At 33.2% G+C, this 25573-nt stretch carries 26 protein-coding genes; 1 reads left to right on the forward strand and 25 read right to left on the reverse strand.

Features of this window, described 5'->3' with window-relative positions:
- Nucleotides 1-4: 4 nt before the first annotated feature.
- From C7954_RS00385 to pta, 24 genes are all read right to left on the reverse strand, one after another.
- Nucleotides 5-2836, reverse strand: a complete 2832-nt coding sequence (locus tag C7954_RS00385; protein WP_134058394.1) for a UPF0182 family membrane protein — start codon at nucleotides 2834-2836, stop codon at nucleotides 5-7.
- Between the two features lie 56 nt (nucleotides 2837-2892).
- Entirely contained in the window at nucleotides 2893-4194 is a 1302-nt protein-coding gene (locus tag C7954_RS00390) for an amidohydrolase (RefSeq protein ID WP_134058397.1), read from the reverse strand.
- Nucleotides 4195-4224: 30 nt separating this feature from the next.
- Nucleotides 4225-4743: a CDP-diacylglycerol--glycerol-3-phosphate 3-phosphatidyltransferase gene (gene pgsA / locus C7954_RS00395; protein ID WP_223174454.1), complete on the reverse strand. Its 519-nt coding sequence runs from the start codon at nucleotides 4741-4743 to the stop codon at nucleotides 4225-4227.
- The gene (locus C7954_RS00400; protein WP_073156035.1) at nucleotides 4743-5066 is read right to left on the reverse strand and encodes a hypothetical protein; all 324 of its coding nucleotides are present in this window, start codon (nucleotides 5064-5066) and stop codon (nucleotides 4743-4745) included. The genes pgsA and C7954_RS00400 overlap by 1 nt, the downstream gene beginning before the upstream one ends.
- A gap of 90 nt (nucleotides 5067-5156) precedes the next feature.
- Nucleotides 5157-5675 (reverse strand): ferritin, encoded by a 519-nt coding sequence (locus tag C7954_RS00405; protein WP_134058399.1) that lies wholly within the window; start codon nucleotides 5673-5675, stop codon nucleotides 5157-5159.
- 170 nt (nucleotides 5676-5845) lie between these two features.
- Nucleotides 5846-6661, reverse strand: a complete 816-nt coding sequence (locus C7954_RS00410) for a mechanosensitive ion channel family protein (RefSeq protein ID WP_073156040.1) — start codon at nucleotides 6659-6661, stop codon at nucleotides 5846-5848.
- A gap of 196 nt (nucleotides 6662-6857) precedes the next feature.
- Nucleotides 6858-7157, reverse strand: coding sequence for an HU family DNA-binding protein (locus tag C7954_RS00415; RefSeq protein WP_073156043.1), 300 nt, complete (start codon nucleotides 7155-7157; stop codon nucleotides 6858-6860).
- Nucleotides 7158-7261: 104 nt separating this feature from the next.
- On the reverse strand, nucleotides 7262-8293 hold the full coding sequence (locus C7954_RS00420) for an NAD(P)H-dependent glycerol-3-phosphate dehydrogenase (RefSeq protein ID WP_089722682.1): 1032 nt from the start codon (nucleotides 8291-8293) through the stop codon (nucleotides 7262-7264).
- Nucleotides 8293-8910: a glycerol-3-phosphate 1-O-acyltransferase PlsY gene (gene plsY, locus C7954_RS00425; protein ID WP_081374480.1), complete on the reverse strand. Its 618-nt coding sequence runs from the start codon at nucleotides 8908-8910 to the stop codon at nucleotides 8293-8295. Before plsY ends, C7954_RS00420 begins: the two co-directional genes overlap by 1 nt.
- A 9-nt stretch (nucleotides 8911-8919) precedes the next feature.
- Entirely contained in the window at nucleotides 8920-10236 is a 1317-nt protein-coding gene (der, locus tag C7954_RS00430; protein ID WP_073156052.1) for a ribosome biogenesis GTPase Der, read from the reverse strand.
- A complete protein-coding gene (locus C7954_RS00435; protein ID WP_276330778.1) occupies nucleotides 10229-11581 on the reverse strand; it encodes a DUF512 domain-containing protein in 1353 nt (450 codons plus the stop codon). The genes der and C7954_RS00435 overlap by 8 nt, the downstream gene beginning before the upstream one ends.
- 62 nt (nucleotides 11582-11643) lie before the next feature.
- The gene (locus tag C7954_RS00440) at nucleotides 11644-13893 is read right to left on the reverse strand and encodes a bifunctional 4-hydroxy-3-methylbut-2-enyl diphosphate reductase/30S ribosomal protein S1 (RefSeq protein ID WP_134058405.1); all 2250 of its coding nucleotides are present in this window, start codon (nucleotides 13891-13893) and stop codon (nucleotides 11644-11646) included.
- Between the two features lie 148 nt (nucleotides 13894-14041).
- Nucleotides 14042-14632, reverse strand: a complete 591-nt coding sequence (locus C7954_RS00445; RefSeq protein ID WP_081374481.1) for a lysophospholipid acyltransferase family protein — start codon at nucleotides 14630-14632, stop codon at nucleotides 14042-14044.
- Nucleotides 14632-15288, reverse strand: coding sequence for a (d)CMP kinase (gene cmk, locus C7954_RS00450; RefSeq protein WP_073156060.1), 657 nt, complete (start codon nucleotides 15286-15288; stop codon nucleotides 14632-14634). Before cmk ends, C7954_RS00445 begins: the two co-directional genes overlap by 1 nt.
- Nucleotides 15289-15325: 37 nt before the next feature.
- Nucleotides 15326-15682, reverse strand: coding sequence for a chorismate mutase (gene aroH, locus C7954_RS00455; RefSeq protein ID WP_073156063.1), 357 nt, complete (start codon nucleotides 15680-15682; stop codon nucleotides 15326-15328).
- A gap of 19 nt (nucleotides 15683-15701) precedes the next feature.
- Nucleotides 15702-16415 (reverse strand): ribonuclease III, encoded by a 714-nt coding sequence (gene rnc, locus C7954_RS00460; RefSeq protein WP_073156066.1) that lies wholly within the window; start codon nucleotides 16413-16415, stop codon nucleotides 15702-15704.
- Nucleotides 16416-16491: 76 nt separating this feature from the next.
- Complete coding sequence (locus C7954_RS00465; protein WP_073156347.1) at nucleotides 16492-16716, reverse strand: acyl carrier protein; 225 nt, start codon at nucleotides 16714-16716, stop codon at nucleotides 16492-16494.
- A 215-nt stretch (nucleotides 16717-16931) separates the two neighbouring features.
- Nucleotides 16932-17678 carry a 3-oxoacyl-[acyl-carrier-protein] reductase gene (fabG, locus tag C7954_RS00470; protein ID WP_081374482.1) on the reverse strand — a complete coding sequence of 249 codons (747 nt, stop codon included), beginning with the start codon at nucleotides 17676-17678 and terminating at the stop codon, nucleotides 16932-16934.
- A gap of 108 nt (nucleotides 17679-17786) precedes the next feature.
- Complete coding sequence (fabK, locus tag C7954_RS00475) at nucleotides 17787-18734, reverse strand: enoyl-[acyl-carrier-protein] reductase FabK (protein WP_134058408.1); 948 nt, start codon at nucleotides 18732-18734, stop codon at nucleotides 17787-17789.
- Entirely contained in the window at nucleotides 18735-19748 is a 1014-nt protein-coding gene (gene plsX, locus C7954_RS00480) for a phosphate acyltransferase PlsX (protein ID WP_073156071.1), read from the reverse strand.
- A gap of 150 nt (nucleotides 19749-19898) precedes the next feature.
- A complete protein-coding gene (gene rpmF / locus C7954_RS00485; RefSeq protein ID WP_073156074.1) occupies nucleotides 19899-20072 on the reverse strand; it encodes a 50S ribosomal protein L32 in 174 nt (57 codons plus the stop codon).
- A gap of 18 nt (nucleotides 20073-20090) precedes the next feature.
- Nucleotides 20091-20567: a YceD family protein gene (locus tag C7954_RS00490; RefSeq protein WP_073156076.1), complete on the reverse strand. Its 477-nt coding sequence runs from the start codon at nucleotides 20565-20567 to the stop codon at nucleotides 20091-20093.
- A 71-nt stretch (nucleotides 20568-20638) separates the two neighbouring features.
- Nucleotides 20639-21835, reverse strand: a complete 1197-nt coding sequence (locus C7954_RS00495) for an acetate/propionate family kinase (protein ID WP_089722684.1) — start codon at nucleotides 21833-21835, stop codon at nucleotides 20639-20641.
- A gap of 29 nt (nucleotides 21836-21864) precedes the next feature.
- Nucleotides 21865-22860 carry a phosphate acetyltransferase gene (gene pta / locus C7954_RS00500; protein ID WP_089716464.1) on the reverse strand — a complete coding sequence of 332 codons (996 nt, stop codon included), beginning with the start codon at nucleotides 22858-22860 and terminating at the stop codon, nucleotides 21865-21867.
- 189 nt (nucleotides 22861-23049) lie between these two features.
- Here pta and C7954_RS00505 point away from each other — a divergent pair, with 189 nt between their 5' ends.
- Entirely contained in the window at nucleotides 23050-24339 is a 1290-nt protein-coding gene (locus C7954_RS00505) for a tRNA(Met) cytidine acetate ligase (RefSeq protein ID WP_134058411.1), read from the forward strand.
- Between the two features lie 53 nt (nucleotides 24340-24392).
- Here the strand turns inward: C7954_RS00505 and C7954_RS00510 are convergent, their stop codons facing one another.
- On the reverse strand, nucleotides 24393-25403 hold the full coding sequence (locus C7954_RS00510; RefSeq protein ID WP_073156086.1) for a YlbL family protein: 1011 nt from the start codon (nucleotides 25401-25403) through the stop codon (nucleotides 24393-24395).
- Nucleotides 25404-25573: the final 170 nt, after the last annotated feature.

Here is a 25573-nt window from a genome sequence, read left to right on the forward strand (position 1 = left end):
ACATTTACTCTCCTATTCTGCTTAATTGGTTTAAAACTTTCCCTAAATCAGTTATTATTTCACCATAAGCTGCAAAGTCACCATTTTGCAGAGCTTGCTGTGCCTGCTGATAAAGGTTGTTGGCTTCTTGAATCAGTTCAGAACTGTTGGTAGAAGTAATAGTTCCCATTCCCTGTTCTACTTGAGAAGGTTGTGTAGGTTCAGAAGCTGTTCCTGCTTGCCCTGGTTGACCTTTTTCTGTAAACTGCTGTACCTGCTCTATCTCTTCTTCTGGAACTGCTGAACTTTTATCACTTTTTAGTAATGCAGTTAGAGCCTCCTGTAAATTTTCCCGCATAATAATCTCGTTTTTATGAGCAACTATAACTCGAATCATTTCAGGAATACCTCCATTTTCAGCCTGCAAAAAGATCGGTTCAACATAGAGAACACTATTATTAATTGGAATTACAAGCAGATTACCTCTAATTACACTAGAACCCCTCTGACTCCATAAAGTAAGCATTCTTGAAATTTCTGATTCCTGATCAATTCTAGATTCAATCTGACTTGGTCCATATACAAGCTGGTCTTTAGGGAATCTATAGGTGAATAATTCTCCATAATTTTCTCTGTCATTACGAGCTGCCATCCAGGCAACCATATTATTTCTGTTGGCTGGGGTAAAAGGAGTCATTAAAGTAAATTCTGCTTCTTTTTCTCCAGGCAGCTGATTCATTAAATAATAAGGCTCTACCGGAATCGTTGAACCCTGGTAGTTTTCCTGAGGAATAGCCCAGACATCTTCGCGATTATAATAAACCACAGGGTCATTCATATGATAGGTACTATAAATATTAGACTGAATTTTAAATAAATCCTGGGGATAACGAATATGCTGTTTGAGTGACTCAGGCATCTGGTCAGCAGATTTAAATAAGTCATCAAAAATCTTGCTGTAGGTGACAGCAATAGGATCATTCTCATCCATTAAATAATAATCCAGGGTGCCATTGTAGGCATCTACCACAACTTTTATTGAATTCCGAATATAATTATCGCTCCTATTAAAAGGTTGAGAATAGGGATAAAGTCCAGTAGTCGTATAGGCATCATAAATCCAGTATAATTGACCCTCAGCGTGAACAAGATAGGGATCGCTATCATACTTTAAAAATGGGGCTGCTTTTCTTACCCGCTGATGAATATTACGTTCGTACATTATCTGACTTTGATCATTGATGTCATTCGATAAAATCATTTTCAGCGTACCAAATTTAAGTGCATAGATAGCTTCTCTGAATAAGTTTGTAATCTTTACTCCACCTGTACCCTCATATTGAGTAAATACATTTTGAGAACCCATTGGATAGTGAAATTCAGTTTGGTCTGTATTAACAATTACATAATTATTTGTTTTTTCTCCATAATAAATTGAATTGTTATCTAAAGTAATGTGTTCACTATTTGATATAGGAGGAATATCCTGAACTAAAAACTCAGGCAGACCGTTCTCTCTAACTTTACCAACAGGACTCATTGCAAATCCCAGTCCATGAGTATATTTTAATGTCTTATTAACCCAGGTTTGAGCCTGTGAAGCCAGTGCATTCTGATCTAATTCCCTTGCCCCCAGCATAACCTGAGTATAATTATCACCTAACTGATAGCGGTCAACATCAATATCTTCAAAAGTATAATACTGCCTCAAAGCCTGAATCTGGTTATAAGTGGTTTTTAAAGGACGATAATCCTGGAGCCTAATATTATTAACCACTGTTTCATATTCCATCAATTCAGCATAGGTTAATTCAGTCTGAGAAATTTCGAAATCTTTTGTCTGAACACTGTCAAGCTGATAAGCTTTCTGAGTCATTTCAATATTATTTTTAATATATTCTTTTTCTAAATTAATTTCATTTGGTTCGACCCTGTACTGCTGCATAAAAGCGGGGTATACTCCTGTAAAAACAATTGAAAGTATAATCCAGGCTCCAATACCCCAGACCAGAGGTTTATAATTATTTTTAAATAAACTGTATAGCACAGCGAGTGCCACAAAAATAACTGTTACAAATAAAATTTTATAGCCTAATAGGTCAGCATTGACATTTGTATAACCGGCTCCAAAGACTACTCCAGTAGGAGAAAATAAAATATCGTACATTTTCAACCTGTAATCCCAGGCTTTGAAAAGTAAAAAGACAAAGATTAGGATTGACATATGCTTTTTAGCTCTACTGCTTAATTTAGACGAAATTTCGCTAACTGAATGAATTCCGGTAAAAATCATATAAATAGTTCCAACCAAAATTAAAGAAATTACTACTACTACCATTCCCATTTCGCGCAAAAATGAATAAAACGGAAGTGAAAAAACATAAAATGAAATATCATTATTAAAGATTGGATCAAGTGTATTGAATTCTGTTTTGTTGAAAAACTTTAAAACCATCTTCCAGCTTTCACTAGAAATTGAAGAAAATAAAAATCCAAAAATCAAACTGGCAAATAGATAAGCTAAATTTAGTCTTTTTTTGTTAAGCCAATCAAAAATTTGATTTCTTTCCTCGCCAAAGAGATTTTCAACTTGGTTATTACTTCTAATCTTTATATAATTGATAATCGGTTTCTTAGTAAAATGTAAATTCAGATAAATTAAAGCTGCAAAAATCGCTCCAACTAGAACCCTTAGAATAAAATTGGATAAAAACATAATTGTAAATGTTTTTTCAAAATTTAGTTCTTTAAACCAAAGCCAATCCGTATAAATATTAGCCCCTGTGGTTAGAAAAAAGATTAATACAATTGCTGCTATAACAAAAATGGAGAGAAAAAACCTAATAGTTTTACTCATAATTTTCTCCTTTCAAATTTTTAAATTTAATTACAGTAACTAAGTAAAGATTCAACCTAATTAAAATTCGCTGCAATTTTTAATGCTCTTTTTTCGGCTTCATAGAATATTTTTTCCTGATCAAGTCTTTTAAGTTCTGAACTTTCCATTATTACTTTGCCATCTATAATTACTGTGTCAATACTGCGGCTGTCTGCTGCATAAAATAAATTTGATAAATTGTTATGATGGGGATAGAAAAAACTATCTTTTTTTGTGTCAATTAATAATAAATCAGCCAGCTGATTTTCCTCCAGCAGTCCAAGTTTTTTAATGCCCAATGCTTCTGCTCCATTTACAGTTAAAATTTTTAGCATAGATTTAGTATCAACTGCTGTCGGATCTTGATACTTTATTTTCTGCAGGTATGAAGCCATTTTTGCTTCTTTGAGCATAGCCAAAGAATTATTACTTGAAACACCATCAGTACCTAAAGCAACATTGATCCCATTTTTTAAATATTCTCGAACAGGTGCAATTCCATTTGCAAGCTTAGCATTACTCATTGGATTGTGAGCTACATGTACATTTTTTTCTTTTAAGATTTCCAAATCTCCTGCTTCTAAATGCACACAATGAGCTGCCAGTATATGATTATCATCAAAAAAATCTAAATCGGCTAAGTATTTAATGGGTGATTTTTGATACTGCTGCAGAAAATTATTAACCTCATTTTTGCTTTCTGAAAGATGAATATGCAGTCCTAAATTATTTTCTCGGGCCAGCTCCTTGATCTGCAGCAGATAGTCTCGACCACAGGTATAAGGTGCATGTGGAGCCATCATTGTTTTAATCCTACCTTCAGCACTATTATTATATTTTAAAGCATAATTCAAAGATTTCTTTAAACCCTCCTGCCCATCATTAGCTTCAATTAGACCTTCGGATAAAACAGCTCTCATCCCACTTTGATCAACTATTTCAGCAATTTTATCTACTGCAAAATACATATCTGAAAAAGTGGTTGTGCCGGTTTTAATCATTTCAACAACTGCTAATGCTGTTCCCCAGTATATATCATCAGGCTTTATTTTGCTTTCAAAAGGCCAGATTTTATTCTGAAGCCACTGATCCAGGGGCATATCGTCAGCATAAGCTCTCATCAGGGTCATAGCAGCATGAGTGTGGGTATTTATAAACCCGGGCAGAGCTATCATACCATCAGCATCAATAATCCGGTCATAATCACTTATTTCATCAATTTTTGTCATCTTATCTATTCTTTTTATTTTATTATCTTCTATTAAAATAAACTGCTCCTGCCTAACTTTAGTACCAGAGCTGTGTATTTCATCAATATTTTTTATTAAAATTCTCAAAGTGTACATCCTTTCAAAATTAATCAAAATTTATTTAAAAATTCTTTTGTAAGCTTTGATAGAATAATCTACAGCAGAATATATATTAATTGGTATCACAATATAAAATAACAAATTACCAAAATAATTTATATTTAATAATTTTAAAGCTATTGCCAAATATAAAAGAGCAATAGACAATTTGCCAATAAAACTTGGATTAATAAAGTTAAGACCATAAATATAAGTTATAATTCCGGATAAAAATATAAAAATTTCTCTTGCTAAAATTACATAGGAAAGCATTCTTGGTATAATATTTAAATAAATCAAAACCAGCAAAATACTAATAATTGTAATCTTATCAGCTAAAGGATCTAATAACTTGCCGACCTTAGATTCCAAATTATATTTTCGAGCAATAAAACCATCCACAAAATCTGTAATTGCTGAAAGAGCAAAAAAGAAAGCTGCTGCTGCCAAATTTCCCTGAATAAAATAATATAAATATACTGGAATTAATAATATTCTAGCAAGGGTAATATAGTTTGGTAGATTATGCAAGGTCATCACTCCAGAAATTGATTATTTTCAAACTCCGCTTTAGCTATAATCTTTCCTTGATCAACTTCCTGATTTATAATATTATATTGCTTATCAAATTCTAAATGAAGATCAATTTTATTATAACAACTATCGCAGACAACAACTTTTTTTACTTCATAGGCAGCTTCTCTATTATCTTCATAAACTTTTGGGATATCATAATTTTTTCTGAAGATAAGTTTCATCTGGTTTCCACATTTATCATCTTCAATGTAAATATCAATTAAATTAGATTGACTACCACCATTACCATTAAAAATTGATTTTATTTTATCAAATAAGCCCATTTCAAAACCCCCGTCATAATTAATAGATAGAGATATGCCTTATCTAATAGGCATATCTCTATATTATTAATTGCTATATTTAAATATTAATTACTCTACACTTTCTTCTGCAGCATTTGTTTTCTTTCTTTCAGCAAGTTTATCATCCATCATAAATAGACCCTGTGTAGAATCTCCAACCAATTTTAGTTTATCTACAATTTCTCCAACAGAATCTTCTTCTTCAACCTGTTCATCAACAAACCACTTTAAAAAAGATTTAGTTGCATAGTCTTTTTCTTCATCTGCTAATGAAACCAATTTATTAATCATTGCAGTAATCTTTTCTTCATGGGCCAAAGAATCTTCAAAAACTTCTAGGTTAGAATTCCATTCATTCTTAGGCTTTTCAATTCCACTTAAAATAACTCTGCCTCCTCTTTCATTTATAAAATCATAAATCTTTCGTGCATGAATCATCTCTTCATCAGCCTGCCGATCCATCCACTGGGCAAAACCAGCCAGGCTTTTATTTTCAAAATACGCTGCCATAGATTGGTACAAATATGCTGAATATAATTCAGCATTTATCTGTTCGTTTAATGCCTTTTCTACTTTTTCTTTTAACATAAATAATACCTCCTTAATATTTTATAAAAAATATACTTCTTCACTACTATATTTATTCAACAATGAGTACTAATATCCTGCTTTTAAACATGATTAAAATTTAATTAAATTCTCTAATTAAACATTTTCAGCTTCAAGCTCATTTATCTTTTCTATTATATTTTTCTTAACTAACAAATTTTTGTCCCTTCATCAAAATGAACATCAAGCTGAGGATAAGGAATCCCAATACCTGCTTCATCAAAGGCATCTTTAACATCTTCGTGCATATCAAAGTAAACATTCCAATAATCAGGTCCTTTAACCCAAACTTTACAAGCAATATTAATTGAACTGCCTGCATGTTCAGTTACCCTAATAATTGGCTCGGGATTATCCAGAATAAGTTCATGCTTAAAAACAAGGTCTTTTAATAATGAAATTGCTTCATGAAAATCATCATCATAGCCTATACCAAATGTTAAATCAACTCTTCTAGTATCCATAGCTGAATAATTTGTAATGCTGTCAGTTGCTACATTCCCATTAGGTATAAAGATTTTCTTGTTGTCAAAAGTAGTCATGATTGTATAAAGAATTTGAATTTCCTGTACTTTACCTTTGTAACCTGATACTTCAATAGTATCTCCTGCAGAAAACGGTCTAAAAATTAAAAGCATTACTCCGCCAGCAAAGTTAGACAAACTCCCCTGTAAAGCAAAACCTACAGCAAAGGAAGCTGCTCCTAAAACTGCAACAAAAGAAGCTACCTCAATTCCAATAGTTGAAGCAATAGAAATAAATAATAGAATTAAAAGTACTGCCCGAGTAATGGACATTAAAAAGCTTGTCAATGTCCTCTCAAATTTTCCCTGTATATTTTTTTCAATAAGTTTTACTACAAACTTGATCACCCATAAACCAACTAACAAAAGAATAATAGCTAATAAAAGCTTCATTCCATAATTAGCAATAATTGATTGTAAACCACCCGTAATTTGATCCATAAATTATTTGCCTCCCCTTTAAATTAAATATTGTGTTTAAGCTTATACTACTACTTACTATACTACTAATTTCTAGTTAATTCTTTACATTCCTGCAAACCATTAAAAGTTTTTTAACATTTGTTTTAAAATAATAAATTTTGATAAAAAAAGAAGAACCGGATATTCCGGTTCCCCCAAATAAGTAAAAAAAATATTAAACGTCAACTGTTTCTTTAAAAGATTTACCACTTCTAAATACAGGCACCTTACGTGCTGGAATCTGAATTTCTTCTCCAGTTTGAGGATTGCGTCCTTTTCTAGCACTTCTATCTTTAACTTCAAAAGTACCAAAACCTATTAATTGAACATTATCACGCTTATCTTCAGCTTTTTTAGCCTCAGACTTCAAGTGATTCATGATAGTATCAATAGCTTCATTAACAACTTCCCCTGTATCCTTTTTTGTGACACCAGTTTTTTCTGCAACGGCATCAATAAGTTCGTTCTTAGTCATAAAATTCACCCCCTTTTATAACTTTAACTTTTACTGTCATTATTCATTAATTCTCGCTATAACAGCGATTTCCTGCTTATTCATAGAAAAAATTTATAATTTTTCTAGATATTCCATAAAGAATTATCAACAACTGATTCCATTTCGTGTTTTTTACTCCGCAGCATTAGTTCTTCCACAGCCTGCTCAGGATCTTTATCTTCAAATAATACCTGATAAACCTCTTTAGTTATTGGCATTTCAAGCTCTCGATTTTTAGAATTCAACCATTTATAAATTGCTTTAGCTGTTTTAACTCCTTCTACAACCTGTTTTACCTTGTTTTTAGCTTCAACAAGAGTTTTACCTTTACCAATTTCGATTCCAAAACGTCTATTTCTGCTGTGCATACTCGTACAGGTAACAACAAGGTCTCCCATTCCCGACAGCCCGGATAGAGTCATGGTTTTGGCTCCGTGATAATTTATAAAATGACTCATTTCATTTAAAGCTCTTGTAATTAAAGCAGCTCTTGTATTATCACCATAATTTAAACCATCACAAATACCGCTGGCCACAGCAATAACATTTTTTAAGGCACCCCCTAGTTCAACTCCTTTTACATCAGGATTTGTATAAACTCTAAAGTATTTAGACATAAATAAATCCTGTACTTTTTCTGCATTTTCCTTACTCTCTGCAGCTGATACTATTGCAGTGGGTAATTTTTCCATAACCTCTTCTGCGTGAGTCGGTCCAGATAAAACAACTACATTTTGAAAACCAAATTCCTTAATCATTTCAGAATTAGTTTTAAAAGATTTTTCATCTATCCCTTTAGCGGTAGAAACAATAATAGTATCCTGATCAATTAAAGCTCCTGCATCATTTAAAACAGTTTTAAGAGCTGAAGTTGGCACAGAAATAACAATTACTTCAACGTTTTCTAAACAGGCCTCCAAATCATTAGAAGCCTTTAAATTTTTATTTAATTTATATCCTGAAAAGTATTTAAAATTATAATTCTCTTCATTAATTGAACCAACAACTTCAGCATCTCTGGCATATATTTTAACCTGATTTCCGTTTTCAGCTAATAAATTGGCCAGAGCCGTTCCCCAACTTCCAGCTCCAATTACTGCAATTTTTGCTGTCATTACTTTTTACCACTCTTTCCTAAATTTTCTGGATCCATTCTATTTTCCTCACCATTAAGCAGCCTTTTAATATTAGCTCTGTGAGTGTACATTACAAAAAGCCACAATAAAGCCGCAAAAATTACATGTTTGGTAGCAAATGAAGTAAAATAAAGTGTTAAAGGTAATGACATTGAGCCAATAATTGATCCTAAAGAAACATAACGAGTTGTTAAAACAAGTGCCAGCCAAATTAAAGCGTAAATTAAAAATGCTAAAGGATAAAGTCTTAAAATAACACCAAAAGTTGTTGCAACACCTTTCCCCCCCGAAAAACCTAAAAAGATAGACCAATCATGACCTGCAATAGCAGCAATAGCAACAAATAAAATAGCTGTACTTAAATTATCACCTAATATTGCCTGTCCAACCATCACTCCAAGATAACCCTTTAAAATATCAAATACGGCAACTAAAATACCAGATTTTAACCCCATTACTCTGGCTACATTAGTGGCTCCAATATTTCCACTTCCATACTGCCTAACATCTTTTTTCATAACATATTTAGTAAGAAGAAAACCAGATGGAATTGAACCGATCAAATAACTGATTAAAATAGCAATAAATATCCTCATAATAACCCCCTAATTGCGCTGCTTTAGTTTAAATTTCATAGGATTCCCAACATAACCAAAAGCTTCTCGAAGAACATTTTCTAAATATCTTTGATAAGCAAAGTGCATTAAGTTTGGATCATTAACAAAAAAGACAAATGTCGGAGCTTTAATTCCTACCTGACTTGCATAATAAATTTTAAGCCTTTTCCCTTTTCTACTAGGCGGCTCACGCAGTTGAACAGCTTCTGTGATTACCTCATTTAAAATACCTGTTTTAATTCTAAGAGTACTTTGATCAACTACAAATTCTAATAATGATAAAAGCTCATCAATTCTTTCTCCTGTTAAAGCAGAGATATAGGTTACAGGAACGTAATTCAAAAACTTAAGCTGATAGTATACTTCATCAGTATATCTTTCCATTGTTTTGGAATCTTTCTCCATTAAATCCCATTTGTTAATAGCTATAACCATTGCCTTACCCTCATCATGGGCATAACCAGCTATTTTTTTATCTTGATCTGTGACACCATGTTGGGCATCGATCATCATTAAAACAGCATCAGATCTATCAACTGATTTTAAAGCCCTTAAATTACTATAATATTCCACATCTTCTTTTACCTTAGATTTTCTTCTTAAACCGGCTGTATCAATAAAATTAAATTTAACATCTTTCCACTCAATCAATGTATCAACAGCATCTCTAGTTGTACCCGGCATATCACTTACAATAACTCTTTCTTTACCCAATAAATGATTAATCAAACTTGATTTACCAACATTAGGTTTCCCAATTACTGCAATATTAATTTTATCCTCATCTTTCTCAGTCTCTTCCTCTTCTGGAAGTTTTGCAGTAACTTGATCCAATAATTCACCTGTGTTTTTACCATGTTCAGCTGAAATAAGAATTGGATCCCCAAATCCAAGTGAATAAAACTCCCAACTTATTTCTTCCTGATTAGAAAAGTCTTCAACCTTGTTTACTACTAAAATAACCTCTTTGTTAGTTCGATACAGCAGCTGAGCAATATCCTGATCCACACCAGTCATCCCGGTTCTTGAATCGACTACAAATAATATGATATCTGCTTCTTCCATTGCTACTTCAGCCTGATATTTTATTTGATTTTTAATCTTGTCATTATCATGAAGGACAATTCCTCCAGTATCAATAACATTGAATTTTCTATTAAGCCATTCAGCTTCTCCATAGATTCTATCTCTAGTTACATTTGGCTCACCTTCTACTATAGCTCTGCGGCCGCCAACCAATCTATTAAAAAGTGTAGATTTTCCTACATTTGGTCTTCCTACAATTGCAGCTGTAGATTTAGCCATTTTTTATCACCTCCATTAGTTCTTTTAAATTACTTACAAATTTTATCTTATAATTAGATAATTCGGCAGTAAACTCTTCTTTAGTTTGTTCATCTAAAAATTTATTTTGATCATTTAAAACAATCTCTGATATAAAAATTTGGTCATATTCTATAGGATTGATTTTTTTTATATTCTTTTTCAAGTCTTGAGCAGTTAAAAGACCAGTAACAGTAACGGTCTCACCAAAAAATTCATTTTTAACAACTTTCAGCTCAAGCTTAAGCTTATCAATTTTTTTTATCTTTTCTGCAAATTCACTTAATGATTTCTTTCCTAAAACTGAAGTCATAACTGCAGTATTTTTAACTTTACTTAAAAATTCAGGTAGCTCAACTTTTTCTAATTCGTGATTCATTAAAGCTGTTAGACCAATTCCATTTTCCAACTGGGGAAAATCGTTATATTCCTGATAATTAGGCAGTTCAGAGTCTGTGTTCAAATAAAATTCATCAGCAGCATAAATGATGTTTTCCCCATACATTTTTTTTGATTTTTGCTGCCAGTATTCTATTTGTGCTAAAGAGTCCTGCATTTCTGCTGGAGTTAAAGTCCTAAGATCTGACAACCCCTCTCGATATTTGGTAATCCCAACCGGAACTATACCGATTGATAATATCTGGGGATAAAATGCTAATAAATCTTTTAGAGTTTTGTCCAATTCCTCCTGATCATTATACTCTGGACAGAGTACTATTTGAGTATGAAATTGAATATTATTTTTCTGAAAAAGTTTTAAGAGTCGATTAATATCTGCTGCTTTTGGATTTTTCATCATTTCAACCCTTAATTCAGGGTTTGTTGTATGTACAGAAATATTTATCGGACTTAAATTTTTATCAATAATCCTTTGAATTTCTTTGGCTTCAAGATTAGTTAAAGTAACAAAACTCCCCTGTAAAAAAGAAAAACGATAATCATCATCCATTTGATTTAAACTTGACCTCATATTTTGTGGCTGCTGTTTAACAAAACAAAAAATACAGTTATTTTTACACTGCTTAAGACCATCAAAAACAATTTCTTTAAATTCTATGCCCAATTCTTCTCCAAGTTTTCTTTCCAGTTCAATTTTTTTAATTTGATTATCCTTAGTTTTTAGTTTTAAACTAATAATTGGTTCTGAAATTTGGTACAAATAATCTATATAATCATTAATTTCCTGACCATTAATAGTGATAATTTTATCCTTTGAATTCAAACCTGCTTTTGCAGCGGTAGAATTTGGAATAACATTTTCAATTTTAACCATCTTCCAACTACCTCCTGTAAGCTTGATAATATCATATTTAAGAAAACTAAGCAATAATCTCCATTAAGCGTAAAAAAACCCGCCGCCCAGATTTTGGACAGCGGGTGCTTTTTTAATTATTCACCCTGATCAAAAATATCTCCAACAATTTCTCTAATAGTAGCTCCTCCAGATGATGAACTATCATCACTATCACTGCTGCTCTTAGATTTAGAGCTGCCGCTTTTACTTGAGCTTTGAGAACTTCTGCTGGATTCCTGCTTAGGTTCAGGCTTTTCTTCTAACTCTTTTAAGCTTAAACCTACTCTTTCCTGATCAGCATCAATATTAATAATCTTAGCTTCTCTTACATCACCAACATTAACTACTTCATCAGCAGTTTTAACGTGGCGGTGTGATAATTGGGAAATGTGAATTAGTCCTTCAATACCTTTTTCAACTTCCATAAAGGCACCAAAATCAACTAATTTAGTAATTTTACCTTCAATAACTTCTCCTTCATAGTGCTTATCAGCAAATTCTTCCCATGGATCAGGTAAAAGCTGCTTTAGGCCAAGAGAAATCCTTTCTTCTTCTTTATTAACTCCAAGAACTTTAACTTCAACTTCTTCACCTTCAGAAAGAACTTCAGCTGGACTCTCAATTCTACCCCATGACATTTCAGAAATGTGAAGCAGACCTTCAATGCCACCAAGGTCAATAAAGGCACCAAAATCAACTAATTTTGTTACTGTACCTGTAACTGTCTGTCCTTCTTCTAAAGCTTCTAAAGTTTCTTCTTTTTGAGCTGCTCTTTCTTTTTCTAGGACTTTTTTAGCAGAAAGAACTACATTGTTGTTATCTCTTTCAACTTCAATTACTTTTAGACGAAGAGTTTCTCCAACATAGTCACTTAAATTATCAACATAACCAATTGCTACATGAGAAGCAGGGATAAATCCTCTAACTCCTACATCTACAACAAGGCCACCTTTAACTTCTTTTGTAACTTCAGCTTCAATGATTTCATCATTTTCATATGCCTCAACGATTTTTTCCCAAGCCTGCTCATAATCTGCTTGCTTTTTAGATAAGATCATATTGCCCTCATCATCTTCTAAAGTTAAGATAACTACTTCAATTTCATCATCCATACTTACAATATCATGAGCATCTTCAACAGAACGATGGCTTAAATGGCGCAGTGGAATAAATCCATCTGTTTTATAATTAACATCTACATAAACACCATTATCGTTAATTTCAACTACAGTACCAGTTACTTTCTGTCCTTTTCTTAAATCAGCAATATCATTATCGCTATATTTAAATTCAGCTTCTGCTTCAGCTTCTTCAGCTTCTGCTGTTTCTTCTTCCTCAGCTTCTGCTGCCTCTTCACTGTCGTCAGCTTCCTTTTTCTCTGTAGTTTCTTCAGTAACTTCAGTTGTTTCTTCGACCTCTTCTACCTGCTCTTCTACCTCCTCTACCACTTGTTCTTCTTTTTCCTCATTGTTCTCTGTTGACTCAACATTTACTTCTTTGTTTTCTTCGTTCATTAACTGAACAACCTCCCTTATTAACCAGTCTGGAGTCGATGCTCCAGCTGTAATTCCAACTTTATTTTTTCCAGACAGCCACTCTTTTTCTATTTCAGCGGCTGTTTCTATATGATAAGTAGGGGTGTTTGTGGCTGTACAAATTTCTGCAAGCCTTGTAGTGTTAGCACTATTGTGACCCCCAATTACAAACATTATATCTACATCTTCTGCTAATTTTTTAGCTGAAGATTGTCGAACATCTGTAGTATTACAAATAGTGTTAAAAACTTTTAACTCTTTAACTTTAGTTACTACTAAATTAATAATTTCCCGAAAAGACTCAGGAGATTTTGTTGTTTGAGCTATAAATCCCACTCTAGATTTTAACTCAACAGACTCTAAGTCATCTTTGTCCCTGATTATAACTGCTTTTCCATCACTTGCACCATAAATGCCCTGAACTTCAGGATGATCTTCATCTCCATAAATAAATGTTTGATAACCCTCATCTATCAATTGTTTGGCATATTTTTGAGCATTTTTAACAAAGGGACAGGTAGCATCTATAATTTTCAGGTTCTTCGCTCTTGCCGCTGTTATAACTTCTGGTGCTACTCCATGAGAACGGATAATAACAATCCCAGAATCAATTTCGGCAAGTGAAGAGGCAACTTTCACATTTTTTGCTTCTAATTTTTCAACAACTTGTGGATTATGGATCAGCGGCCCCAGTGTATAGACTTCAAGTTCTTCATTTTCACCGGCAGCTTCCAGAACCATTTCAATAGCTCTTTCAACACCAAAACAAAATCCAGCCTCTTCTGCTGTAATAACCTCCAGAACCTTCACCTCCTTCCAGCACAACACCAACAAATTCAATCTACCCTGAAATAAACAAGGGTATCTTTTAAACTTTTTTCTCTATCAAAGTTGAAAATCCTGCTTGAAATTGAAAAAAATTTAAAAATCTTAATAAATCAGCTCTTATCAGTACCTATTATTTATAATTTAATTCTTTTTTTATTTTATCTTTAATAAATTTAGATGCTTTTTTTCTTTCTTCTTTGGATAATCTTTTTTTAGAAAACTTCTCCATAGTAAAAGGTTCACCAATATTGACAGTAATTACTCCATCTTTTTTTATATTTTTAATTCCAATCGGAACAATTGGAGCCCCACTTTTTATGGCCAGCATAACCGAGCCTGATTTAGGAGTACCTAATTTCCCTTCAGGCCTTCTTGTACCTTCAGGAAATATTCCTAACACCTCACCGTTTCTAATAACTGATAGAGCATTTTTAACAGCCGTAATATCATTTTTACTGCGGTCAACTGGAAAAGCATCTGCTAAATATAAGACAAATCTCATAATAGGATTTTTAAATAATTCTTTTTTAGCCATAAACCTTACTGGTCTAGAAAATATAGCTGCTAATAATGGTGGATCATAAGCACTTATGTGATTTGACATTAAAACAACTCCACCTTCAGCAGGTAAATTTTCCTTACCTCTGACTTTAATTCCAAAAAATATTTTAAAAACAGCTAAAAGAATTAACCTAATAGATTGATAGATAAAATTTTTCACTAGGATTCACCCTTAATAAGCGATATCATTTTTTTAAGAACCTCATCTATTGTAAGGTTAGTAGTATCAATTAAAACGGCATCTTCAGCCTGCTTTAGGGGAGAGTATTTCCGCTCACTATCTAATTTATCTCTGCGGGCTATGCTTTTTTTAATCTCCTCAAAATCAGCATTTTTACCCTTTGATTTGACTTCTTCATAACGCCTTTTGGCTCTTTCATTTAACGAAGCTGTTAAAAAGAATTTGTGTTCAGCTTCTGGTAAAACAACAGTTGTAATATCTCGCCCATCCATTACAACTTTATTATTACGAGCCAACTGCTGCTGTTTATTGACTAAGATATCTCTAACACCTTTGACTGCTGCTGTTTGAGAAACATGTTCATTTACCTTAGAACTTCTTATTTCTTCACTAACATTTTTGCTGTTTAGAAATATTTCACCATTTTCATTAAAACTAATGTTGACCTTTTTAGCTATTTTAGTAAGCAGTTTCTTGTTATTAAAATCAACATCTTCTTTTAAAGCAGCAAGAGTAATAGCCCTGTACATAGCACCTGTATCAAGATGAAGATAATTTAATTTTTTTGCCAAGAGCTTTGCAATTGTACTCTTACCAGCTCCACCCGGGCCATCAATTGCTATAACATTTTTCATCAACTTTGTCTCACCTTTTAATATATATTTATCCAACTTATTTGACTAAATCAGGCCTTAATTTTCTAGCTTTTTCCAAATATTGATGTTTTACTTCAGTTTTAGCTTTAGTCCCTTCAACATACACTAATAATCTTATCATTTTTTCACTACTATTTTCAACCTTCATTTCCTGCATACATAAAATAGGAGTTGAATTATAGCCCAATTCTCTAATAGCTTTACCGGGATAAAGTTTAGTCAAATCATCAGTTGCAGTAGTTATGATACTTATTAAATCCGCTTCTGCTAAATTGTTTTCCTGCATTAAAGATTTTGTTAACTTTTTTGTAGCTTCTGCTATATATTGCTCTTCATTAGCTTTAACACTAATTGCTCCTCTAACTGCATACATTCTCTAAGCCTCCAATTTGCTAATCTAATTTATTCAGTTTATCTAAAGCAACTTTTGCTGCTTCCTGTTCAGCTTCCTTTTTACTTGATCCCTGTCCAGAACCAAGACTATCTTCATTTAATTTTACAGCTACTACAAAGGTCTTATTGTGATCTGGACCTTCTTCGTCTACAACTTCATATTCAGGTCGGTCACTGCCATTTTCTTGAATTACTTCCTGCAGCATTGTCTTATAATCCTGGATATGATTACCTGCTGCTACATTTATAATATCAACCTTCAATAAATCTAGAATAAAATCTGCAGCTGCTGTAAAACCCTGATCAAGATATAAAGCACCAAAAATTGCTTCCATTGTATCTGCCAGTATAGAATCTCTTTCTCTACCACCTGTCATTTCTTCTCCCTTGCCTAAAAAGACATATTTCCCTAAATCAATTCTTTTAGCAACATCTGCTAAAATAGGTGCACTAACAATTACTGCTCTCATTTTTGCTAATTCACCTTCTGGAAAATCTGAAAACTTGTTAAAAATATAGGTGCTGACAGAAAGACTTAAGACCGAGTCTCCTAAAAATTCTAATCTTTCATTGTCCTTTAACTTCAAATTTCTGTTTTCATTCGGAAATGATTTGTGAGTCAAAGCTCTCTGGACCAAAATTTTATTGTTAAAATTTAAGTCTAAAGAATCCTCAAATTCGTTTATTATACTTTGATTAAACAACTGATTCATTTTATATATCACCATCCATAAAAATAATAAAAAGGGATGAAAACTCCACAGTGGGAGCCTCATCCGTCATTATTTATTAAAGAATATCTTCTAAATAACTTACAGCATCCTCAACTGTGCGAATATTTTCAGCATCCTCATCAGGAATTTCTACATCAAATTCTTCTTCAAATGCCATAACTAATTCTACAACATCTAAAGAATCTGCTCCAAGATCTTCTATAAATGAAGAGTCTTCAGTAACTTCATCTCTGTCAACTGCTAATTCTTCTGCTACAATATCAATAACTTTATCCAAAATATTATCCACTCCATTCACCTCCTTTCACTGAGTCTTCATTTTATAACGCAATGTTGACTCACAAATCTTTCTTTTTATATCGAATAGATAGATTTGCGTTAGCACATCGAGTGCGTCACAGCACTAGGGCATCGAGCCCGCCGCACTATATATTTTTGAAAATATTTATAACAAAGGGATTATTAATACATGCCTAACCAAAGTTAGAATAGTATCTAGGCTCCCATGCCGCCATCAATTTTAATTACTTCCCCATTTATGTAGTTTGCGTTATCTGAAGCTAAAAATGCTGTTAAATCAGCAACTTCTTCAGCCTGACCCAAACGAGCTAATGGTACTTGAGAAATAATATTAGCCTTAACTTTATCACTTAACTCTTCTGTCATTTCAGTATCAATAAAACCAGGTGCAATTGCATTAGAGCAGACACCTTTTGAAGCTAGTTCTTTAGCCATTGTTTTAGTAAATCCAACTATTCCAGCCTTAGCTGCAGAATAATTCGCCTGACCGGCATTACCATTAATACCAACTACAGATGATAAATTAATTAATTTCCCATTCTCAGCTTTAAGTAGATATCTAACTGCGTTTTTGGTGCAGTTAAAAACTCCTTTTAAATTAATATCTAAAACACTATCCCAGTCAGCTTCTTTCATTCTCAAAAGCAGCTTATCTCTGGTGATTCCGGCATTGTTAACTAATACATTTAAACCATCCATCTTGTTATAAGCAGTTTTTACTAATTCAGCTGCCTGATCAAAGTCACTTACATCAGCCTGAACTACATGAGCTGTGCCACCTGCTGCTTCAATCTCTCTTTTTACTGCTTCTGCTCGACTTTGAGAGTTAGCATAATTTATAGTTATTTCAGCACCTAAAGCAGCCATTTTTTTAGCTATTTCTGCTCCAATACCTCGTGAACTTCCTGTAATTAAGACTTTCTTGTTTTTAAGGTCTATCAAATTAGACACCTCTTTACTTAATGTTGAAATCTAAATTTAACTAAATAATAAAACTTAAAATATAATAATCTAATAATCTAAATTAAGTTATTGTGATTTAAAACTAAATTAATTTAATAAATTATAATTGCTTTTAATTGTTTCTTCTGCTTTTAACAATATTTCTTCAATTATTTCTTTGACAGATTTAATTTCAGAAATCATACCGGAAATTTGTCCGGCCATTACACTACCTTCTTTAACATTTCCATCAATAACAGCATCTCTAAGTTTACCTGAGCCAATTTCTTCAATCTTTTTGGGATCTACGCCCTGACTTTCTAATTTGTCCATTTCTTTAGTCAGCTTATTTTTTAAGTTTCTAACCGGATGACCGGTACTACGTCCAGTAACAACTGCATCTCTATCTCTAGCTCCTACAATTGCCTTTTTAAAGTTCAAAGATGCGGTGCATTCCTCAGAACAAACAAATCTAGTTCCAATTTGAACACCACTGGCTCCTAAGGCTAAAATAGCTGCTAAACCTCTGCCATCACCAACACCACCTGCTGCAATAACAGGGATATCCACGGCATCAACTACCTGTGGTACAAGGGCCATGGTTGTCAGCTCTCCTACATGACCTCCTGCCTCAGTTCCTTCTGCAATTACTGCATCAACATCCAATCTTGCCATTCTTTTAGCAAGAGCAACTGAAGGAACAACTGGTATTACCTTTGAACCAATCTCCTGAAATCTTTTTACATATTTACCAGGGTTACCAGCACCTGTAGTAATAACAGGAACTTCTTTTGCAATAGCCAAATCAATTATATCTTCAGCAAAAGGGGAAAGCAACATAATATTTAAACCAAATGGTTTATCAGTCAATTTCCTTACCTTATCAATTTCCTTTTCAATTACATCAGCTGGTGCACTTCCAGCACCAATTACACCCAGGCCTCCTGCATTAGACACTGCTGCTGCCAGTTCACCGGTAGCAACCCAGGCCATTCCTCCTTGAATAATTGGCTTTTCAATCTCCAATAAATCACAAAGCTCTGTTTTCAATGCCATTTATTCCAACTCCTCATTCTTTTCTAACTCAACTTTAATCAATTCTACTATATCTTCTTTTACAGTCTTTTTAGCAGTCTTGACCGCATTATAAATAGCTGTGCTGTCAGAACTGCCGTGACTAATAATCACAATACCATTTACTCCTAATAAAGGCGCTCCTCCATATTGTCTATAATCAATTTTTTTTAAAACTTTTTTCAAATATGGTTTTATTAAAAAAGCAGCAATTTTAGAACGTAAATTTGTTTTAAAACTCTCTTTAATTAAATCAAGAAAAAACGAAGCTGCTCCTTCTGTTGTTTTGAGAACTACATTTCCAACAAAGCCATCTGTTACAACAACATCAACTTTGTCACTAAAGATATCTCTACCTTCAACATTACCAATAAAATTTTTTATTCTTGGATCATCACTTAAAACTTGATAACTTTCTTTACTTAAATTATTACCCTTTGTCTTCTCTTCTCCAATATTTAAAAGAGCTACCTTAGGATTTTCTATTTTCATTACATTTTTTGCATAAAGCTGTCCCATTAAAGCAAACTGCTGTAAATTTTCAGGACTGCAGTCTGTATTAGCACCATTATCTAAAACTAAAGTGCTTCCTTCAGCAGCAGGAAATTGAATTGCGATAGGCGGGCGGGAAACTCCCTTAATCCTTCCAACTCTTAACAAACCAGCTGCCATTACTGAACCAGTATTACCTGGAGATATAAAAGCATCAACTTCCGATTTTTTTAAAAGAGCTGCCCCAACATTTACTGTGGCATTCTTTTTTTTGCGCAGGGCTTTAATTGGTGATTCATCCATTGTTATAATTTCATCTGCATTTTCAATTTTAAGCCTTTTCGAATCATAGTCAGTTTTTGCTAACTCTTCGCTTATAATATCATATTCACCAATCAGGGTCAATTCTATTTCTTTATCTTCTTTTAAAGCCTTTAAAGCTCCTGCAATTAATTCGGATTCATCTTTTTCTCCACTCATTATATCAACAGCTATTCTATACAATATTGCCGCCTCCCAGAGTCCAAAAAAACAAAAATTTATATCTTTATCATTTGCAAAACATTATATCTCAACCGTCGGTCAATTGCAAGTTTGTGGTAAGAAAAAAACAGAGAATCTCCAGCTCAGAGATCTCTGTTTATCTAAAATGATTTAATTTCCAGTCACCTTTTTTCCATCATAATGTCCACATTCTGGGCATACATGATGAGGTAAAATTTTCTCATGGCAGTTTGAACATTCTACAAGACTAGGTGCACTCAGTTTTTTGTGAGTACGTCTTTTGCGCTTACGTGTTTTAGAAGTCCGTTTTTTAGGTACAGCCATTCTATACACCTCCTTTAATTATTCTTGATCATTATAAAATTCTTTAAGTTTTGCCAGACGAGGATCTACTGTTTCTATCTCGCAATCACATTCTCCCTCATTTAAATCCTGACCACATTGAGGACAAATGCCCTTACAATCTTCTGAACAGAGAGGTTTCATTGGTAAGGATAGAATTATATTATCCACAATTATATCGTCTAGATATAGTTCTTCCTCATCTTCCATTTCACTTTTCATTACATCTTCAGAAATATCCAATTTTATTGTAGAACTATACTTTTGTAAACAACGACTGCAGCTTAAAATTAGTTCAGCTTCTAAAGTTCCTTGAACAAGAAAAGAATCCTCTGTATTATAAATTTCAAGTTCAAGCTGAACCTTATCTTTTATTTCAATTTCACGATCTACAAATTCTAAGTTGTGAAATTTCAGCTCCAGTGAGACATTTTTTCTGCCTCCGATTTCTTTTAAATCACTGAGGTTAATATCCAATTTATTTGATCACCCCTGTAAATAGCCACGTTTTATTATATAAAAAGCAGCCTGAACTGTCAAGCAAAAATTTACTGATTTACTAATTCCATTGTATCTTTTGCAATTACTAATTCCTCATTTGTTGGAACCACCATTGCCTTAACTTTAGAATCAGCAGTAGAAATAAATACTTCTTTTCCCCGGCAGTCATTAGCTTCCTGGTCGAGCTCAATACCTAAATATTCTAATCCTTCTAAAATCTCTGCACGAGTATCAATCGAATTTTCTCCGATGCCTGCAGTAAAGACAATTGCATCAACTCCACCCATTGCAGCTGAATAAGCTCCGATATATTTTTTAACTCTATAATTAAATAATTTTATTGCAATTTCTGCCTGATGATTACCTGCAGCTGCTGCATCTTCTACATCACGTGAGTCACTGCTGACTCCAGAAACTCCCAGCAGACCGCTTTTCTTATTTAAAATATCGTCCATCTCCGAAGCGGAAATGTTTTCTTTAGCCATAATAAATGGAATTATCGCTGGATCAATATCTCCACAACGGGTTCCCATAACTAATCCTTCAAGTGGAGTTAGGCCCATACTTGTATCTACTGATTTACCATTTTTAACTGCAGCTACACTAGCTCCATTACCAAGATGACAGGTTATAATTTTTAGTTCAGATAAATCTTGGTCCATCATTTCGGCAGCTCTTTTAGCTACATAACCGTGTGATGTACCATGAAAACCATATCTTCTAACTCCATATTCTTCATAATATTCGTAAGGAAGAGCATAAATATATGCTTTTTCTGGCATGCTCTGGTGGAAAGCTGTATCAAAAACTCCAACCTGTGGTTTGTCAGGCATTAATTCTTTACAAACCTTAACTCCCATAATATTAGGTGGATTATGCAGAGGAGCTAAATCTGAAACAGACTCTACTTTTTCAATGGTTTCTTCATCAATAATTGTTGAATGAGCAAAAGCTTCTCCACCATGAACAATTCGATGCCCTATTGCTTCAACTTCGTCCATATCTTTCAAAACTCCGTGATCTTCTGATAACAGAGTTTCGATTAATAATTCAATTCCTACTTTATGGTTAGGAATATCTTTTTCTATTACAATTTCATCTCCACTACCATTTTCATATTCTAAATATGAATCAGTGATTCCAATTCTTTGAATAAGTCCTTTTGCCAAGACAATTTCTGTCTCCATATTGAATAACTGATATTTTAGAGATGAGCTGCCGCTATTAATTACAAGTATTTTCATTCTTTTCCTCCTAAGTTTTATGTTATTTATTAATTTTGAGCTTGAACTGCTGTAATTGCAGTTAAATTAACAACATCATCAACTGAACAACCGCGAGAAAGGTCATTAATTGGTGCTGCAAGCCCCTGTAAAATTGGCCCAACAGCATCTGCACCTGCCAGTCTCTGAACTAATTTATAGCCGATATTACCGGACTGCAGGTCAGGGAAAATCAATACATTTGCTTTACCTGCTATTTCACTGCCAGGAGCTTTTCTGCTGCCAACACTTTCTACTAATGCTGCATCAGCCTGCATTTCTCCATCAATTTTTAAATGAGGAGCATTTTTATGAGCAATTCCAACTGCATTTCTAACATTATCTACATTCTCATGTTTGGCACTACCCATTGTTGAAAATGACAGCATAGCCACTCTTGGTTCAAAACCTAACAATCTTTTTGTTGTATCAGCTGTAGTTATTGCAATTTCAGCCAGCTGATCTGAGTTTGGAGCTGGATTTACGGCACAATCAGATACAACTAAGACTCCATCTTCCCCAAATGATTTATCTTTTAATACCATTATGATAGCACTTGAAACTGTTGAAATACCTTCAGCAGTCTTAACAATTTGGAAAGCAGGTCTTAATACATTACCAGTAGCATTTGCTGCTCCTGCAACCATTCCATCTGCCTTATTAGTATAAATCATCATAGTAGCAAAATACAAAGGGTCTTTTACAATTTTCTCAGCCTCTTCTTTTGCAATACCTTTATGTTTTCTTAGCTCATAAAATTCATCTGTAAATTCTGCTATGTATTCAGATTTCTCAGGATTAATAATTTCAATCCCACTTAAGTCAACACCATATTCTTCAGCCTGCTTTTGAATAGATTCTGCTTCAGCTAAAATAATAATTTTAGCAATTTTTTCTGCCTCTACTTCTGCTGCAGCTCTAATTATTCTTTCATCATCACCTTCAGCAAAAATAATTGTCTGTAGATTAGAAGCAGCTTTCTCTTTAAAATCTTTTAATACATCCATTTAAATTTCCTCCCCCGTGGTTTTAAAAATAAGTTATTTGTTCTTTCTTTATATATTTGCTATTATATATATAATACTATATTAAAGTTTCAAACCCTTTTTTATTAAAAGAAGTTCGAAAAATAAAACTTTTATTTAAATTGGAACAATATATTGAAAATATTAAATTAATAATTTGGAGTGTTACTAATGAAAACAACTGCCTTAATAGTTGAATATAATCCCTTCCACAATGGTCATCAGTATCATCTCCAAAAAAGCAGAGAAATTACCGGAAATGATGATTTGATTGTGATTATGAGTGGTAATTTTACTCAGCGTGGAGATGCAGCAATTCTTGACAAGTGGGCCAGAACTAAACAGGCTTTAAGCTGTGGTGTTGATCTGGTTTTGGAATTGCCCTTCGTCTATGATATCCGCAGTGCAGAATATTTTGCCCACTACTCTGTTTTAAGCCTTGAAAAAACTAATCTAGTTGACTCTATTGTCTTCGGTAGTGAAGCCGGTGATCTAGAACTCCTCTCTGCTGCTGCAGAAGCTCTAACAAAAGAAAGTCCCGCTTTCAAAAAATCATTACAAAATTATTTAAAAAATGGCTTAGACTTTCCAACTGCCAGAGCTAAGGCATTACTTAATACTTATCAAGATTTTAATGATTTAGCAAAATTTAATTCAAAAAAAATTGAAAAAGTCTTAGCAGCACCAAATAATATTCTGGCTATCGAATACCTGAAATCATTATTTAAATTAGATTCTAAGATAAAAGCATATACTATTAAAAGAATGGGCACCAATTATCACAGCCAGGAAATAAATAAAAACTATGCAAGTGCCTCTTTAATCAGAAATTTATTCAATAATCGAAATCAAAAAGAAGCTCTACAGGTTGTTAAAAAGTTAATGCCAGAACCAGCCTGGTCAATCTTAAAAAAGGAAGTTGAATTAGGGAGATATGTAAAAAATAGTTCCCAAAAGCAAATCATTGTAAAAACTATAGATCAAATCAGACGTCTGCAAGCTGAAGACTTAACAAAATATAATGGGATAAATAACGGTTTGGAAAATCGTTTTATCAATACAGCTGCAGCTGAATTTAAGGCTGAATCATTTTTAGAAGCCTTAAAAGCCAAAAATCTAACCGAAAGCAGAATTAAAAGGAAAATTCTACAGCTTTATTTTTCCTTAGATACTGCAAAAATTGAACTGGTAGAAAATAATGCCCCCCATTACCTGCGTGTTCTTGGGGTAAAAAAGGGTAAAGAATATCTACTTTCTAAACTGCAGGCTGAAGCAGAGGCAGAAGTCATTATTAACCCTGCTGAAAAAATTAATGAGATCAATATCCAGGCTGAAGCTGCTCTAGAACTTTCTTTAAGCTATGATCTGCTGGCCAGCGATCTTTATGCACTTTTATATGAAAACCAGAAACACAGTCAGTCCCACAGAGATTTCCACCAGCGTTTAATCAAAATATATTGACCCTCCTCGGGGCAAGCCCACGAGATTTGCAAGCAGACTTTCACTCTATCACTTTATAGCTTGAGATCTTTTTCTAAATGACTAATTATATCGGAAATTGTTTTTACCTTTAATAATTCTAAACCATCAGCATATTCAGCAGCTGTCTCATAATTTTCTTCAGGTACAATAAATAGATCTACTCCAACTTCTTTGGCCGCCATTATTTTATATTTAACCCCATCAATTCGACCAATTTCACCATCTAAACTTATTGTTCCGGTTCCAGCTATTTTTCTACCACCAGTAATATCTTCTGGAATCAGCTGGTTATAAATTTCCATTGTAAAAACACTGCCGGCTGAGGGTCCAATTATATTATCTGTCTTAAAGTTAACTTCACCCGGTATCTCATATTCTAAACCTTTGGAGCTAATTAAGACTCCAATTGAAGGGTTACCCTCATTTCCTTCAAGTTCTAATGTTTTTAAATTAAAAATCAGCTCTTTCTCATTTCTAATAACTTTGATTTCTACGGTATCGCCAATATTTCTATTTTTTATTATATTTACAGCATCTGCTGCCATTTCTACTTTTTTACCATCAACAGCAGTTATCAAATCTCCTTTTTTTAGATTATTATATGCTGATCCCTCTTTCATAACTTCAACTACTTCTGCTCCCTCTCCTGTTACTTGAACATTATACCCAGCCTGCCTAAAAGCTACAGCCTGTGCCTGGAGTTTGCTTTCTTCCATTAGCTCAGCCATTAAATCGATATATTCGTTCATATCCATATTTTCAGGCAGCTGATCAGCTATTGAAGTTAACTCTCGGTCATCAGGTGAAAATAGAGTCAAGTAAAAATAATCCCAGGCCATTGCTCTTCTGGTACTGACTGCAGTTAATAAGAACTCACCTTGATTATCATAACCATTTTTCACTTTTATCATTGGTGATAATTCTGCTGCTATTCCAGGCTCCATTATTTGATAAGGAACAGGAACAAAATTACTGATTATAAATACAATTAAAATTATTCCAATTAAGCGCGAATAAAACTTATTTATATAATTCTTTTTCATATCTATCTTCCTCTTTAGATAATTTTTTGAATGCCAAATTTATAAAAACCAACACTACTATTATATATGATAAATACTTCTAAATGCAAAGTTTTTTTTGCAGATTCCTTGACATCGATTATTTGCTAAGTTATAATCGATATAAATTAAATATCTGAGATTTGATTAGC

Origin of the sequence: Halanaerobium congolense, from assembly GCF_004366375.1 — a bacterium.
GTDB lineage: Bacteria > Bacillota > Halanaerobiia > Halanaerobiales > Halanaerobiaceae > Halanaerobium > Halanaerobium congolense.